At 60.3% G+C, this 13,850-nt stretch carries 16 protein-coding genes and 1 tRNA gene; 4 read left to right on the top strand and 13 right to left on the bottom strand.

What is annotated here, in order from left to right; all coding sequences use genetic code 11:
- Window positions 1-8 precede the first annotated feature (8 nt).
- Window positions 9-851: an undecaprenyl-diphosphate phosphatase gene (locus tag QMG52_RS11860; RefSeq protein ID WP_283560607.1), complete on the bottom strand. Its 843-nt coding sequence runs from the start codon at window positions 849-851 to the stop codon at window positions 9-11.
- A gap of 89 nt (window positions 852-940) precedes the next feature.
- On the opposite strand from QMG52_RS11860, the gene QMG52_RS11855 reads away from it, so the two are divergent.
- Complete coding sequence (locus QMG52_RS11855; protein WP_283560606.1) at window positions 941-1,879, top strand: aldo/keto reductase; 939 nt, start codon at window positions 941-943, stop codon at window positions 1,877-1,879.
- 701 nt (window positions 1,880-2,580) lie between these two features.
- Here the strand turns inward: QMG52_RS11855 and QMG52_RS11850 are convergent.
- The 9 genes from QMG52_RS11850 to QMG52_RS11820 form a co-directional block, all read right to left on the bottom strand.
- Window positions 2,581-3,921, bottom strand: coding sequence for an amidohydrolase family protein (locus QMG52_RS11850; RefSeq protein ID WP_283560605.1), 1,341 nt, complete (start codon window positions 3,919-3,921; stop codon window positions 2,581-2,583).
- Window positions 3,921-5,426, bottom strand: coding sequence for a sodium:solute symporter family protein (locus tag QMG52_RS11845; RefSeq protein WP_283560604.1), 1,506 nt, complete (start codon window positions 5,424-5,426; stop codon window positions 3,921-3,923). The genes QMG52_RS11850 and QMG52_RS11845 overlap by 1 nt, the downstream gene beginning before the upstream one ends.
- Window positions 5,423-5,614: a DUF3311 domain-containing protein gene (locus tag QMG52_RS22300; protein ID WP_502920514.1), complete on the bottom strand. Its 192-nt coding sequence runs from the start codon at window positions 5,612-5,614 to the stop codon at window positions 5,423-5,425. Before QMG52_RS22300 ends, QMG52_RS11845 begins: the two co-directional genes overlap by 4 nt.
- Before the next feature lie 321 nt (window positions 5,615-5,935).
- The gene (locus QMG52_RS11840) at window positions 5,936-6,445 is read right to left on the bottom strand and encodes a hypothetical protein (RefSeq protein ID WP_283560603.1); all 510 of its coding nucleotides are present in this window, start codon (window positions 6,443-6,445) and stop codon (window positions 5,936-5,938) included.
- Window positions 6,446-6,575: 130 nt separating this feature from the next.
- Complete coding sequence (locus tag QMG52_RS22295) at window positions 6,576-6,986, bottom strand: tyrosine-type recombinase/integrase (protein ID WP_502920513.1); 411 nt, start codon at window positions 6,984-6,986, stop codon at window positions 6,576-6,578.
- A gap of 147 nt (window positions 6,987-7,133) precedes the next feature.
- A complete protein-coding gene (locus tag QMG52_RS11835; RefSeq protein WP_283560602.1) occupies window positions 7,134-7,412 on the bottom strand; it encodes a hypothetical protein in 279 nt (92 codons plus the stop codon).
- On the bottom strand, window positions 7,409-7,639 hold the full coding sequence (locus QMG52_RS11830; RefSeq protein ID WP_283560601.1) for a tyrosine-type recombinase/integrase: 231 nt from the start codon (window positions 7,637-7,639) through the stop codon (window positions 7,409-7,411). The genes QMG52_RS11835 and QMG52_RS11830 overlap by 4 nt, the downstream gene beginning before the upstream one ends.
- Window positions 7,636-7,797 (bottom strand): hypothetical protein, encoded by a 162-nt coding sequence (locus QMG52_RS11825; protein WP_283560600.1) that lies wholly within the window; start codon window positions 7,795-7,797, stop codon window positions 7,636-7,638. The genes QMG52_RS11830 and QMG52_RS11825 overlap by 4 nt, the downstream gene beginning before the upstream one ends.
- Window positions 7,798-8,196: 399 nt before the next feature.
- Window positions 8,197-8,469, bottom strand: a complete 273-nt coding sequence (locus QMG52_RS11820) for a hypothetical protein (protein WP_283560599.1) — start codon at window positions 8,467-8,469, stop codon at window positions 8,197-8,199.
- Window positions 8,470-8,590: 121 nt separating this feature from the next.
- Between QMG52_RS11820 and QMG52_RS11815 the strand changes: the two genes are divergently transcribed.
- On the top strand, window positions 8,591-8,824 hold the full coding sequence (locus QMG52_RS11815) for a DUF5703 family protein (protein WP_283560598.1): 234 nt from the start codon (window positions 8,591-8,593) through the stop codon (window positions 8,822-8,824).
- Window positions 8,825-8,869: 45 nt separating this feature from the next.
- On the opposite strand, the gene QMG52_RS11810 is transcribed toward QMG52_RS11815, so the two are convergent.
- Window positions 8,870-10,024 (bottom strand): acyl-CoA dehydrogenase family protein, encoded by a 1,155-nt coding sequence (locus QMG52_RS11810; protein WP_283560597.1) that lies wholly within the window; start codon window positions 10,022-10,024, stop codon window positions 8,870-8,872.
- A gap of 12 nt (window positions 10,025-10,036) precedes the next feature.
- On the bottom strand, window positions 10,037-11,341 hold the full coding sequence (locus tag QMG52_RS11805; RefSeq protein WP_283560596.1) for a M20/M25/M40 family metallo-hydrolase: 1,305 nt from the start codon (window positions 11,339-11,341) through the stop codon (window positions 10,037-10,039).
- A gap of 162 nt (window positions 11,342-11,503) precedes the next feature.
- Between QMG52_RS11805 and QMG52_RS11800 the strand changes: the two genes are divergently transcribed.
- Window positions 11,504-11,586 (top strand) — tRNA-Leu (locus QMG52_RS11800).
- Window positions 11,587-12,445: 859 nt separating this feature from the next.
- A complete protein-coding gene (locus QMG52_RS11795) occupies window positions 12,446-13,477 on the top strand; it encodes an aldo/keto reductase (RefSeq protein WP_283560595.1) in 1,032 nt (343 codons plus the stop codon).
- Window positions 13,478-13,650: 173 nt separating this feature from the next.
- On the opposite strand, the gene QMG52_RS11790 is transcribed toward QMG52_RS11795, so the two are convergent.
- Window positions 13,651-13,850 (bottom strand): hypothetical protein (locus QMG52_RS11790; RefSeq protein ID WP_283560594.1); only part of this gene is annotated, 200 nt, incomplete at its 5' end.

Genomic DNA, 13,850 nt, shown 5'->3' with positions numbered 1-13,850 from the left:
GCTTTAGCCTACTGGCCGGGAGTGATCACGCCGAACCCGAGCAGCACGAACAGCAAAAGACCCAGGGCGATCCGGTACCAGACAAAGATCCGGAAGCTTCTGGTTGAGATGTATTTCAGGAACCAGCCAATGATCAGATATCCCACCGCAAACGCGATGACGGTGGCCAAGGCCGTTTCACCAACCCCGAATGGCCCCTGCGCGCCCTCGTGCTTGGCAAAGATCCTATACAACTCGTAGAGACCGCTGCCAAAGACAGCGGGAATGGCGAGCAGGAATGAGTACCGGGCGGTCGCTTCCCGGGTGTAACCCATCAGCAGGCCGGCCGTGATGGTTCCGCCGGAACGGGACACGCCGGGAATCAGCGCCAACGCCTGGGCGAAGCCGAAGAGGATGCCGTGTTTCACGCTCAGATCCTTCAGGTCGCGTTCCTGTTTCGCGACCGCGTCGGCAACCGCCAGGATCAGGCCGAAAACGATCAACGTCGTCGCCACGATCCACAGATTCCGCAGCGATGATTCAATCGCGTTCTGGAACAGAATGCCCAGGACCACGATTGGCACGGTTCCGACAATCACCAGCCAGCCCATCCGCACATCCGGGTTGTCCCGCGGCACCCGACCCCGCAAGGCGCCGAACCACGCCTTGATGATCCGGACTATGTCCCTCCAGAAAAACACGATCACGGCGGTCTCGGTGCCTAATTGGCTCACCGCGGTAAATGCGGCACCCGGATCGGTACCGGTCGGCAGGAACTTCCCGACGACAAACAGATGCGCGCTTGAGGAGATGGGAAGGAATTCGGTCAGGCCCTGTACCAGGCCGAGGAAGGCAGCTTCAAACCAGTTCACCTTCCGACCTTAAGGCACAAATCGCGAGGTCCCTGCCGCAACGCCCGTAACGCACAAAACATTGTCTTTCCGGCACGTAAGCTGGCGTTATGCAGCAACGATACGTAGGCACCAGCGGACTGCGTGTTTCCGCCGTGGCCCTCGGCACCATGTCCTGGGGAACGGACACTGACGAGGAAACCGCGCGCGACCAGCTCCGTGCCTACACCGCTGCCGGCGGCACCACCATCGACACGTCAGTGACCTACGGTGAAGGTCGAAGCGAAGCAATCCTGGGCGCGATGGTCGGCGACGTAGTAGCCCGCAGCGAGGTTGTTTTGGTCTCGAAGGCCGGAATTACCCGACGCAACGGAAAACGGATGGTGGACACCTCCCGGCGGGCGATGCTCACAGCCCTGGATTCATCGCTGGCCCGGCTCAGCATCGACCATCTGGACCTGTGGCTGGCGCACGCCTGGGACGATAACGTCCCGCTGGAGGAAACTCTCAGCGCCCTGGATTACGCCGTGACATCCGGTCGGGTCCGCTACGCCGGAGTCTCCAACTACAGCGGCTGGCAACTCGCCCGCGCTGCTACGTTATCCCGAACGCCGCTGGTCGCTAATCAGGTGGAATATTCGCTGCTGCAACGAGGTGCCGAAGCGGAAGTGACGCCTGCTGCGGAACATCTGGGCATCGGCCTGCTGTGCTGGGCACCGCTGGGACGGGGCGCACTGACCGGGAAATACCGGGGCCAGATCCCGGCCGATTCCAGGGGCGCGAACGATGCGCTGGCCGGGTATGTCCAGCCTTATCTTTCAGGGCTTCCCGCCCGGGTCACGGAGGCGGTTGTTACCGCTGCCAAGGGCCTCGACCGGCAACCCCTGGACGTAGCACTCAGCTGGCTGCTGAGCCGCCCCGCCGTCTCGGGAACCGTGGTCGGGGCCCGCACGGCAGGGCAGCTTAAGCAGATCCTCGATGCGACCCTGGAGCCCTTACCCGAGCAGATTGAAGCGGTTCTCGACGAAATCTCCACCCCGGCCCGTTAGTCCCGGCTCCTTAGTCCCGGCCCGGCAGTCCGGAGCCACCCGACACGACGGGCCCGCTCGTGCAATTGAGGCCCGGCAGTCCCGACATGGCAGGCAGGACCCTGATGCCGCCTACCAGCCGACATTGGAGTTTCCAGAAATCCTCCAGCGGTGCTTCTAGAACGGCGGTTCGATTTCGGCCGGAGGAGTCTCATCGGGCGACGTCAACTCGGCCCCGAGTTCCCGGCCGGCCAGAGGCTTCTCCCTCGGGATGGACTTCGCGGGAAGCCGCGAAACCATACGACCGGGTCGTTCTGACACAACATCCCGTAGACACCAACGCCCTTGCCGGCGACGGTCACCCCGAATACTGGCCAGAAATCCAGGACAACGATTTCTGGCCAGTACCGAGTCCCCGAAACCAGCGGTACCACCTACCCGGACTACCCGTACCATCACGCCGTATTTGCCAGCACATCCCCCCAACCCCAACCCGACATGTCCAGAGCCCTGGAGCTCATCGATGCGGCAGAATGTGGTCAGGTCAGGGCTATGGAAGGTAGCGTGGAACACGAGGGCCAAGAGGCACGAGGAATCACGATCTAGACAATCCGATTCTCTCCCAAAGCCCTCACCTCAGCCGAAACAACCTCCCGCCCCGGACTCCTCACACGGCAACGCTGACTACACTCTCAATTCTGAAGAGCCGGATAAGTGTCATCTCAAGGTCCTTTTTGTAGGTGGGCGAAAACGTACTCGTCTCTCAGGGATTCGGGAGGGGCAAGCAGGGCGTCAACCCTAGGTCCTGAGCTCCGTGCTGTGCTAAAGCGGCGTGATTGAAGCTGCTGTTTACCCTCCCCAGAGCCTTTTGTCGGACTTGTCCCGCTCATGACAACCTGTCCATTCTTTATAACCAAGCCCCGCAGAGGATGGCTGACCACAGCTTCAGCAACGTTGTGTGCCTGGACCACGACAAGGTCCGCCTTGCATCCGACGTCCAAACCATAGTTCTCAAGACCCAAGATTTTCGCGCCGTTGTGAGTGGCCGTGTCCAGGGCCAACTCAATGTCCTGATCACGGCGAAGGTCGCCGCGATAGGCAACGAACATGGCACGTTCGAGCATGTCGCCGTTTCCATATGGGGACCACAGGTCTCGAATGCCGTCATTTCCAGATCCGACGTTTATTCCTTCATCAGCAAGTATTTTCAGTGGCAACACAGGCCGGCTGAAAACCGCCGCCGTCGTCAATGAAATCCGTGTTTCAGCCAACCCATTAAATACTCTTGATTGCACGGGGGCCGGCATATCACCAAGGCAGAATGCATGGCTGACCGTGACCCGGCCTTCCATACCCATACTCTTGGTCCGTTGAATAATTTGTACGATTTGCCAGACGCCGAGTTCGCCGGGGTCGTGAAGGTGGATATCTATTTCACAACCGGTGTTGCAGGCAATGTTGAAAATTTCATCCAGTTGTCCATTAGGGTCGCCGTCAAATCCGGCAGGGTCGACACCTCCGATAGCCGTAGCCCCCATATCAATTGCATCCTTCAGCAACGCTGCTGTTCCCGGACGAGTTACGACTCCTTGCTGGGGGAAGGCCACCTGCTGAACATCAATGCGTTCTCTGAGAGCGAATGCCGCTTTCTGTACCGCTTCTATTCCAGTCAGTCCGACTTCTGGATCAACGTCCGTATGAGTTCGGATACTCGTCGTTCCGCAATTGGACATTTGCTCCAGCAGTGCGGTGATGCGTTCCCGGGAGGGATAGCCAACATCGAAACGGCGGAGTCGCTCGTCCGATATACGGTCGGCAACGGTTGGACCTGCGGTATGAGGAATCCATGACCCGCTCCAGAGCGTCTTATCGATGTGGCAATGGCTGTCTATGAGTCCAGGCAGAAGGAGTGCCCCCTGACAGTCGATTTCTTCTACCCCGGGTTGTTCGCGCTGTCGCTTCCCGATTGTGACAATGTGTCCGTCAGCGACCTGTATGTCCACCGGGTCGGCGTCGGATGGGCGACGGACATTTCGCAAAAGCAGGCTGGTGTTTGGCTGCATTAGCCCTCCTCGTTCATGGCTGCGCCGGTACTTGAAATAGTGACTTTGTCGGTATCGTGGTCGGCAACTTTCAGACTTTCAGCGCGTTTCCCGAGGATCTCTTTCGCCCGCTTGGCCACTGGCATGTGTTCGGAGGTGCTTCCCTTGAAGATCATGCTGAGGATGATGACAACCGATAGATTTGCTGCCAGCGCAATGAGCCCGGTGTTGATATTGCCGGGAACAAGCTTCGAAAAGTAAAAGAACGCCACAAGGGCACACCCGACGACCAAGCCCACCGATAAGGCGGGGGCCTTGAACTTCCGAAAGAACATGACGCCGAACCAGGCCGGTACGAGCTGGGCCGTCAAAGCCAGAGCAAGGTTCAGGAATGTGAGCATTATTGACGAAGTGAAGGTGGAAAGGGTTGCTGTGAAGACTAGGAAGAGCCCCATGACCAACTTGACGCTATGTGAAGTCTTGGAATTGGAAAGTGCGGGGACGAGGTTGCGTGTAAGCACACCCCCAAACATCAATGAGTTCCCCGCAAGCACGATCAGCGCAGACAAGCCGGCGCCCGCGGCTACCAGGCCAACAATCCATTCGGGCGCGAGATCCCGAGTGACCGCTAAAAAGATGCCGTCCGGCTTAGCCAGGTTGGGTGCGTGACTGATGCCGTAATATGCCGCGAATACCAGAAGCGGATACATGAGCATGTACGAAGGCATCCAAATAACAGACTTCTTAATGGAACTTTCAGATTTTGCGGAGAAAAGGAACTGCGCGGGAAAAGTTAGGTAAAATTGGATCGATTGTACAAATATCGTCGTCATGGCAAATACCAGAGCCCCGCCAGTAATCGTGGTCATGTCTGGTCTCGTGGCCACCTCTTCAAAGACCCCTGGGACGCCCTTGGCCGCGATTACGGCAACAATTCCAACAAGGGTTATACCCAAGAACATAAACAAGTCCTTGACGATTGCAACAAAAGCAGTTGACCGCATGCCAGAAATAGCTACGTACAGGAAGGCGATCACTGCTGATCCGACAATGATGCCAAGGCGGCTTACCGGCAGTCCGAGCCCGCTGAGGACTGTTTGCAGTCCCACGAACTGGAACACGGCCCAAGGTATAAGGGCCAGTGCGAAAGTCAAAGCGGCTAACTTTTCGAGTGACCGGCTGCGGTAGTGGCCGTACATGACGTCCGGCACAGTGACTGCGTTGTACACCTTGCCAGCACGCCAGACCAGAGGTGCAAGGAAATACCCGAAGACATAGCCCAAGAGAATGTAGCCAATAAACCATACTCCGTATGACGCTCCCTTGGCGTAGATGCCACCCGGGAATCCGAGCATCGTTCCGACGCTGTATATTTCGCCTACGGCGAGGAAAAAAATCAGCCAGCCCGGCAGGGATCGGCCTGCAATCAACGTAGCCAACGGTCCCCGACTTGTGGATCCGCGCCGCGCGGCCAAAGCCACACCGATTGAGAGGGCAATGATACTGAAAAAGACAACCGCAATCATTCCTTTTCTCCTTCCAACCGATTGTATTCGGCGCTTTCGAAGTACCGCCAAGAGATCCAGAAACAGAGAGTTGTCAGAGGTAGCCAGGCAAACAACCACGCAAAGACCACCGGTATACCAAAGACTGAATGAGGACTGTTGCTGACTAAGGGAACTCCGACAAGTATTGCTAGCGCAGGGATTCCCATGGCCACGGCCAAGGACCACCGACTTCCTATCATAATTACTCCTAAAATGGGCGATTATGCCATGAGGGGAGCTGAAACATAACGAAGAGCAACGTTAGGCTGCCTATTGTTCAGAGTCCGTATCTCAAGTGGAGCTAACACTAGTTCTGGTATACCATCAACGACAGGACCAGTTCGTTCCCCTTGAAAGGTGCCAGTTTCCGGTCACAGGATGGATTTGGCGGAGTAGCGATTGCTCGGCTCAAGAGAGGCAGAACCAGTTCTGAGTGGAAATAGCGACCATTTTTGGCGGGGGCCACTTAACCGGCTCTTCACGTTTCCTCAGCGGTGGCCCTGTTCGCCTCCGACCATCCGCGGCCTCAACCAACGGCCTTGAGCTGATCTTTCGCAGCCGCTACGTCGGTGCGTCGCCGCTGCGTTGCCACGCCCACGACAGGCAACGAGGTAGTCGTCCCGGAGCGGACGAAACATCGTCGGACAACCATCCTTCACCGGCACCACCGGCCGGTCGACTTCCACCGGCCGGCCAGCCAGTGCGTCCGCCACCAACACCACCGGCCGACGAACCGCCTGGACGGCACTGTCCTTGACCGGTTCGCGCAACGACCCCAACCTGACCCCAGTCTGTTTCGCAATAAAATCGACACACAGCTGATCACTCACCAACTCCACGCTCCGCCCGCCCACAAACAAGGCAAACCGCTCCAACATGACCTTGTGGCGCCGGACCGTGGCCTCAGCCCTCCCGGCCTCAAGCAACACCGCCGCCAACCGCTCAACGGCGTATCTGACATCTGCTTCTCCCACGAGAATCACCCACTCTTTGCTCATGCACTGAACTAACAAAGCGATTCTCCATCGGTGCCCGCAGCGACCGACACCATACAAAGGACCCCGCACAGTACCTTGCAGGCCAGCTCGAGCCGCTGGCCCGCTGGCCCGCTGACGCCGGTCGCTGGGATTATGTGCCCAAAACCACAGCCCGAAATGGCGCCCACCAGCCACAACACCAAGACAGGGAACATAACCCCGCCGTCCGCCTAATGCCTGAAATCGTAGGGCGGGGCTGTTTGCCACCGATTGCGTGCGGCAACCCGGCCCGGTCCCAGATCCGGTTGAACGTAACCCCGGTCGAGGCCGGTGAGACCGGCGTTGGGGTCGAGGAGACAAAGAACCTGGGAGGCTCTTGCCCGAACTCCCGGCGGGATATGCGGTCGCAGTCGGCGAGGATATCGATGACCTGGCCGCTGATCGGCAGACGTCGACTTCTATTGCCCTTGGACCACAGCACATCGATTTCCCCTTTGACGAGGTCAACGTCCCGGGGTCGCAGCCTGCGGGTTTCACAGGTCCGAAGCCCGCACGAATGCATCAGCCCGAAAAACGCGACGGACTGCCACCTCCACGGCGAAGTGTTTTCCAGCTCGGTAGCGGAGCAGAAAAACGACGAGATTTCCTCGCGGCTCAACAAGTAGGGCTGAGAGCGGACGAAACCGCTTTTCCAGGATCCGGTAAGCACCTACGCTTCCGAATCGTTATGCGTCCGCATCCAGCGCCCGAAGTCCCTGATGTATGACATCCAAGACGGACTGGAGCCCGGCTGGGAGGACTTCTTGAAGATGACCCAACCTTCGACGGCTGGCTGGTCGCAAGACGTCACCCCGTGTTCCGTGCAGTAGGCGTCGAAGCTGCGCAGGTACCAGATTCGCGATGCTCCGTAGCACCCCATGCCCTGTTTAAAGGCGAGACGCCGCCTCAGTTCCCCGGCAAAAACACTGGTGAACTCGTACGTGCTCATCGGATTACCCTCTCCGGCAGCGCAAGGACGCACGAGAGTAATCGTTCGGTGTCGGCGATCAGATACACATTGGTCGAGTCGCAATGGGCATGGCCCAGGATCGCCGAAATCGTCGGCAACGCCGTGCCCGCCCGCAACAGCTTGGACGCCGCGTTGTAGCGAAGGACCCGCGTTCCAACCCTCATATCCTCCACCCCGGCCGCACGAAAGACCTTGTTGACGATCACGTAAATCGTTGCGTGGCCGGCCAAGGCAACTGTTCAACCTCACGGGCTTTCCCGGCCGTGACCCGGGCCTCCAGACGCGCCCACTGGGTCAGGGCGTCGACGGTGTTGTCGTAGATGGTCTCCAAACCGGTGAGCCAGTCATCGGCTGCCGTGACCACGGCCGTGAACAGAGGGTCCAGGGCCGGTAACACGGGCTCGGGCCGCCGCGGGCGGTCCGCCTTCCAAACCGGAACCACCGGCCCGGGTACGCCAGACGCAGGCACGCCAGACGCGGGCGCGGGCGCTGAGGATGAGTGCACGCCAGACGCGGGCGCGGCGGATGCAGGCGCGGCGGCTCTGCTCCTGACCCGCCCGGTGTGCCCGGTGCTCCCGTAGAACCGTCCATACCCCAACACTGCCACCGCCGACCGACATTATTGGTCGCCCTATATCAACAGGTGGGCGGCGGTGATATCCACCGGAATGACGCCGAGGTGGCCGTGCGAAGGGCAGCGAACGCCATGCGCGCTGGGGCAGGCCTCACCAATCGGCAGCGGATTCGGTGGGCTGGTTCGATGTCAGTCGTCGATCGGCTCCAGATCGTCGTCGTCGCCGACGGAATCTTCCTCGTCCTCCTCGGCGTCCTCTTCATCCTCGTAGATGACCAACGGGGTAACTTCGTTGTAGCTTTCGAAAAGGACTTCTTCGTAGATCTCAAAGGCATCAACGATCGCCAGGTAGGCGGCCTCAACGGCAGGATCGTCGTCTCCGCGACGGGCAGAGGCGGCCACCAGATGTTCCTCGAATGCGGATGTAAGGGACTGCAAGGCGGCGCGAGGATCTAGACTCATAGGGTGAACGCTACCAGTGCGCTGGACAAGTTGTAAGCCCGATCGGAGGCTCGAAAATCCCCCGCAAAATCCCAAGTCGGGATGCTGGATTCGGTCCCGTATTTGGGCAGAATGGAGTGTTATGAGGGAACAATTCAGCACTGGCTCCATCAGCAGGGAACGCGATTACCTGCGGCAATACGAGTACCTTGTGCTGACGGTGGCGCCCTCCGAACCGCTTCCCGTGGCTCGGCAGCGGCTGACCGAGCACGCCGAATACGGTAAATGGGAGCTGGAGCGCAGCTGTATCTATACTGGCGGCGGACGGCAGTTCTGGCTTCGCAGGAAAATTCTGCGGGTGGAGCGGACGGCTTAGCGCTCTGCGCGCGCCTGTCCTCCAGCAGTCCGGACCCCGGTCCCGTCAGCTGTCCAATGGTCCAAGCCATGCATTGGCCACTGTATTGTGCGCCGACTCGTCGTCGGAGGGATGGAAAATCCCGGCCAGCACATCCCGGTACAGCCTCCCCAACTCGTTCCCTGCGAAGTAGGTGCCGCCGCCGGACACCCGGACGGCCAGGTCCACCACGTCACGTGCGGTTTCCGTGGCCCGGACCTTAAGCCCCACCAGGCGGGGAAACCATTGGGCCCCGTGCTCTGCCAGTTCGTCGACGTCGCGCGCCACCGTTTCGACCTGCGGGTACAGCCCGTCCATCGCGATGGCGGCGGCCGCGATCTTCCAGCGGATATCCGGGTCTTGAGCATAGGACCTGCCTCCGTATTTCTGCGATTTCCGCCGGTGCGCCGCTTCGACACCCAACTGCAGTGCCCGCTCGCCGATGCCCGCGTAGACGGCCGCCAGAAGCGTTTCAAAACACGCGAAGATGGCGAAAATCAGCGGATCGGCGTTCGGCCCCACCGGCAGTTTCCGGAATACCCTGTCCGCTGGGGCAGATGCCCCGTCGAGAACCGTGGTGTTGGACTGGCTGGCGCGCATCCCCAGCGTGTCCCAATCGTTCCTGATTGAATAGCCCGCAGTGCCGCGGCTGATGAAGGCATGGACCAGCACCGGCTCCGGTCCTGTGCTGTCTTTGCCGAAAATTCCGAGCCGGGTCCAGGCCGGACTCAGGCTGGTGAAAATCTTGGTGCCGGTGAAGGCATACGAGCCGTCCGCGTGCGGCACCGCAACCGTGGTGGAATCAAAGAGCACGGAATCGTTTCCGGCCTCCGAGTTGCCGAAAGCAAAAACTTCCCCGGCAACAGCCTCCCGTAGCACGTAGAGCAGCGAGTCGTCGCCGCGCTCGGCGAGCAAATGGGCGACGCCGGTCCATACCAGGTGCATATTGATCGCCAAAGCGGTTGCCGGGGCGGCCGTGGCAAGCCGGCGCTGTGCAGCAGCGGCCTGCTGCAGACCAAAGCCGAGACCGCCGTCGTCCGTCGCGGCAAACAAATTGAGATATCCGGCGCCTTTTAACTCCTGCAGGTCCTCGTGACAGAATTCATTGCGCTCGTCGTAACCGCCCGCGCGGCTCCGGAATCTCGCGAGCAGGTCATCGGTCAGTAATTCGTCGATGTTCATGGACAGCCTGTCTCAGTATGTGCTCAGCAGCCGGTCCAGCACCCGGGTGCCGAACTTAAGGGATTCGGTGGGTACGCGCTCATCCACGCCGTGGAACATGCCGGTGAAATCAAGTTCCGGGGGCAGCCGCAGCGGGGCAAAACCATAGCCGGTGATGCCGAGCCGGCTCAGCGACTTATTGTCCGTGCCGCCGGACAGCGTGTAGGGCAACACTTTTGCACCGGGATCCTCCGCGTGCAGGGCATCAATCATGGAATCCACCAGATTTCCGGCGAACGGAACCTCCAATGACACATCCTTATGGTCGTAGCTGATTTCAACGCCGTCCCCGGCCAGCCCCTTGATGATCTCAAGGACTTCCTCCTGCTGACCGGGCAGGGTGCGGACGTCGATGAGCGCCTCCGCCCTGCCGGGGATCACGTTGTGCTTGTACCCGCTTTTCAGCAATGTCGGATTAGCAGTATTCTGCAGCGTGGCACCGACGAATCTGGCCACCGTGCCCAGCTCGCGGAGCAGATTCTCCGGATTGCTTTCATCCAGTTCGACGCCGGTGAGCTCGGAAACGCCTTCCAAGAACTGCCGTGTGGTGGCGGTTAGTTCCACCGGCCACGGGTGGTCCCCGATACGGGTGACGGCACGAGCCAGCCGGGTCACCGCGTTGTCCGTGTTGATCTGCGAGCCGTGCCCGGCCCGGCCGTGCGCGGTCAGGCGGAGCCAGGACAGGCCTTTTTCCGCCGTCTGCAGCAGGTACGCGCGCTGGCCGCCGATCTCGGTGGAAAAACCGCCTACCTCGGAGATGGCCTCGGTGGCTCCGTCAAAGAGTTCGGGTTTGTTATCCACGGCCCAAGACGCGCCATAGTTACCACCGGCCTCTTCGTCGGCGAAGAATGCAAAGATAATATCCCGCTTGGGCCTGCGACCGTCCCGGGCCATCCCCCGCAGTACCGAGAGGATCATCGCGTCCATATCCTTCATGTCCACGGCCCCACGTCCCCAGATCATGCCGTCTTTTTCCTCGCCGCCGAATGGGTCAATGGTCCAGTCGTCCTTGAGCGCCGGAACCACATCCAGATGACCATGCACCACGAGCGCACCCGCAGCGGGATCTTCGCCCGACATCCGCGCCACCACGCTGGTGCGCCCCGGAGCGGATTCAAAGACTGTGGTCTTGAGGCCGGCTTCCTCGATCAGTGCTGCGGTGTATTCCGCGGCTTTGCGCTCCCCCGGTCCTTCGTTGTCACCAAAATTCGTGGTGTCGATCCGGATCAGGTCCTGGCAGATTTTGACGACTTCATCTTCGGGCCGAACGGCATTCACGGCGGGCTCCTTCGCTTACTTCCGGGTATCTGAACAGACTACAGCGGAGTCCGTCGTCGTCCCGATTCAAGGTTCACGGCCAAGTCGTGCTATCGTTTTTCTCGCTGCATTTGTGCGTATCGAACCCGGTTTGACGGGGGTTTCGTTGCCGCAAAATCACCTGCGCGGGTGGCGGAATGGCAGACGCGCTAGCTTGAGGTGCTAGTCCTGGAAACGGGGTGAGGGTTCAAGTCCCTTTCCGCGCACAGACGAAAAGCCCCGGAGGATCGTTGATCCGCCGGGGTTTTTCCGCGTCCGCGCATGGATTTCCAGGTTTGACAACGTCCTTGCTACCGGTGCGGCGAAGTACAGACCCACTGCGAATGTCGACGCGGGGATGACGGAGACCCTATTGCCGAACGAGCCGGCGAGGTAAACATCGCCATCCCGGCCACCGCCAGCACCGTTGCTGGACATCGGTTCTGCCGCCGTTGGCTGCCAACCGCGTGGACGTCCCGCAAGTTCCTGCTCAACGACAACCAAACCGTCGACGGCTGCTGCCAGCCTCGGCGCGGTGATCAGTGAATGGGCGACGACGGCGGGAGCTGAACCAGCGCTCGGGGCGGCGGGTTTACGGCTGGCCTGTGCCCGGCCCGGAGCCCAGCAAGGGAGGATCGGCCGGCCGCCTGGCCTCAAATCCGGTTAAGACCCCGGGATTGCCCGTCACCTATGCGTTGGCGGCCGACCGGCGGCCGAGCCGCAGGCCATCAGTGTGGAGGACAGCGAGCCGAGAAAATCTCGTCCTCCTGCCCAGCACTCTGTGGCCGATGTCGCTGGGAGCATCGCAGGCGGACAGCAACAGCAACCATCACCAGACCTGCGGACAGCGCCAGGCTTCGTTTCATGGCCTTGGCAAGCGTCGTTTCGACCGAAGGGGACGGCCCGGAGGGACCATTTTCCGGGAGTTGGGTTGGCACGATAGTCCGTGTGCTGCTGCACTCGGGGATCTCGGCGCGCGGACGGTCAGGAGAATAAATGACCAGTGAACCGCGTTACACCAACTGCTATCCCATCGAATGTTCACATCGGCGGGGACCCGCGGGTTCCCGACGTATAAGGAGGACCATGGAGTATCGCAATCTCGGAAACAGCGGAGCGGTGGTGTCCAAGCACGCGCTGGGAACAATGACATTCGGCGCAGAGGCAACTGAGGAGACGTCGCATCGGATCCTGGATGGCTATGTCGAGGCGGGCGGCAACTTCATTGACACCGCCGACGTCTACAGTTCCGGCGTCGCAGAGGAGATCCTTGGTCGCTGGCTGGCCCAGCGTCCCGAGGCAAAGGATCAGGTTGTCCTTGCCAGCAAGGGCCGCTTCCCCATGGGTGCAGGTCCCAATGACGCGGGTACTTCCGGCCGGCACCTGCGGCGCGCACTGGATGCTTCCCTGCTAAGACTGGGCGTCGAGCAGATTGATCTCTACCAGATGCACGCATGGGACCCGCTCACGCCCATCGAGGAGACTTTGCGTTTTCTCGACGATGCAGTCAGCAGCGGGAAAATCGGCTATTACGGATTTTCCAACTTCACGGGCTGGCAATTAACCAAGGCGGTGCACGTTGCCAAAAAACACGGCTGGGCTCCCCCGGTGACACTGCAGCCGCAATACAGCCTTCTGGTGCGTGAGATCGAGCTCGAAGTTGTCCCGGCATCGCGTGACGCCGGTATCGGGCTGCTTCCCTGGTCCCCTCTGGGTGGTGGATGGCTGTCCGGAAAGTACCGGCGCGATCAGGCTCCGACAGGCGCCACGCGGCTCGGGGAGAATCCGGAGCGCGGTATGGAAGCGTGGAAGCAGCGTAACGCGGAGGAACAGACATGGCGGATTATCGGAACCGTGGAAGAAATCGCCAAGGCACGTGAGGTGAGTGCGCCGCAGGTGTCATTGGCATGGCTTGCGGACCGCCCTGGGGTGACATCGGTGATCCTTGGGGTCCGGACTACCGCGCAGCTCACCGATAACCTCGCCGCCGCGGATCTTATTCTGACGGCAGAAGAAACGGCGAAATTGACCGAAGTCAGCGAACCCCGCGTCGGCGTCTACCCCTACGGCCTGCCGGCCAAGGAACAGCGCAGCCGCAGGAGGGATGGCGGCCGCTAGCCGGCTGAGAACGGAACCTTCCCGTACGGCGTCACGACGACACCGTTCGGGAGGCTGCAGCCGGGCCTCGGGTCGGGAAGCCCGCCCAACCTGAACGCTGAGGCTCATTCCATCGTTTATGCGGGACAAGCTGCCGCTCCCTAAAATGGGGCTGCACGGGCATCTCTGGTGAATCAACTCGAGTGAATCAACTCGAGCAGTGGAAACGAAGGCCAAATATCTGTATGCTGGTGGAAGTTGTAGTGTTGCGCATTTTGAAGTTCAAGCGGCGAAACCCAAAAGGGCCAGCCGCTTTTCTGTAAAAGCGGAATATGAACACCGCGGCTAAGACCCTCCGGCAGTCGGAGAGTCTGTCTTACAGAAAGATTAACAA

The sequence above is a fragment of the Paenarthrobacter sp. PH39-S1 genome (assembly GCF_030063245.1).
GTDB lineage: Bacteria > Actinomycetota > Actinomycetes > Actinomycetales > Micrococcaceae > Arthrobacter_M.
This window is presented reverse-complemented; position numbering and strand designations above follow the sequence as displayed.

Bases quoted from the DNA above. Each gene is read 5' to 3' on its own strand.
- QMG52_RS11855 (WP_283560606.1), top strand. From the start codon at position 941: ATGCAGCAACGATACGTAGGCACCAGCGGACTGCGTGTTTCCGCCGTG.
- QMG52_RS11850 (WP_283560605.1), bottom strand. From the start codon at position 3,921: ATGCAGCCAAACACCAGCCTGCTTTTGCGAAATGTCCGTCGCCCATCC.
- QMG52_RS11845 (WP_283560604.1), bottom strand. From the start codon at position 5,426: ATGATTGCGGTTGTCTTTTTCAGTATCATTGCCCTCTCAATCGGTGTG.
- QMG52_RS22300 (WP_502920514.1), bottom strand. From the start codon at position 5,614: ATGGGAATCCCTGCGCTAGCAATACTTGTCGGAGTTCCCTTAGTCAGC.
- QMG52_RS11840 (WP_283560603.1), bottom strand. From the start codon at position 6,445: ATGAGCAAAGAGTGGGTGATTCTCGTGGGAGAAGCAGATGTCAGATAC.
- QMG52_RS22295 (WP_502920513.1), bottom strand. From the start codon at position 6,986: ATGCATTCGTGCGGGCTTCGGACCTGTGAAACCCGCAGGCTGCGACCC.
- QMG52_RS11835 (WP_283560602.1), bottom strand. From the start codon at position 7,412: ATGAGCACGTACGAGTTCACCAGTGTTTTTGCCGGGGAACTGAGGCGG.
- QMG52_RS11820 (WP_283560599.1), bottom strand. From the start codon at position 8,469: ATGAGTCTAGATCCTCGCGCCGCCTTGCAGTCCCTTACATCCGCATTC.
- QMG52_RS11815 (WP_283560598.1), top strand. From the start codon at position 8,591: ATGAGGGAACAATTCAGCACTGGCTCCATCAGCAGGGAACGCGATTAC.
- QMG52_RS11810 (WP_283560597.1), bottom strand. From the start codon at position 10,024: ATGAACATCGACGAATTACTGACCGATGACCTGCTCGCGAGATTCCGG.
- QMG52_RS11795 (WP_283560595.1), top strand. From the start codon at position 12,446: ATGGAGTATCGCAATCTCGGAAACAGCGGAGCGGTGGTGTCCAAGCAC.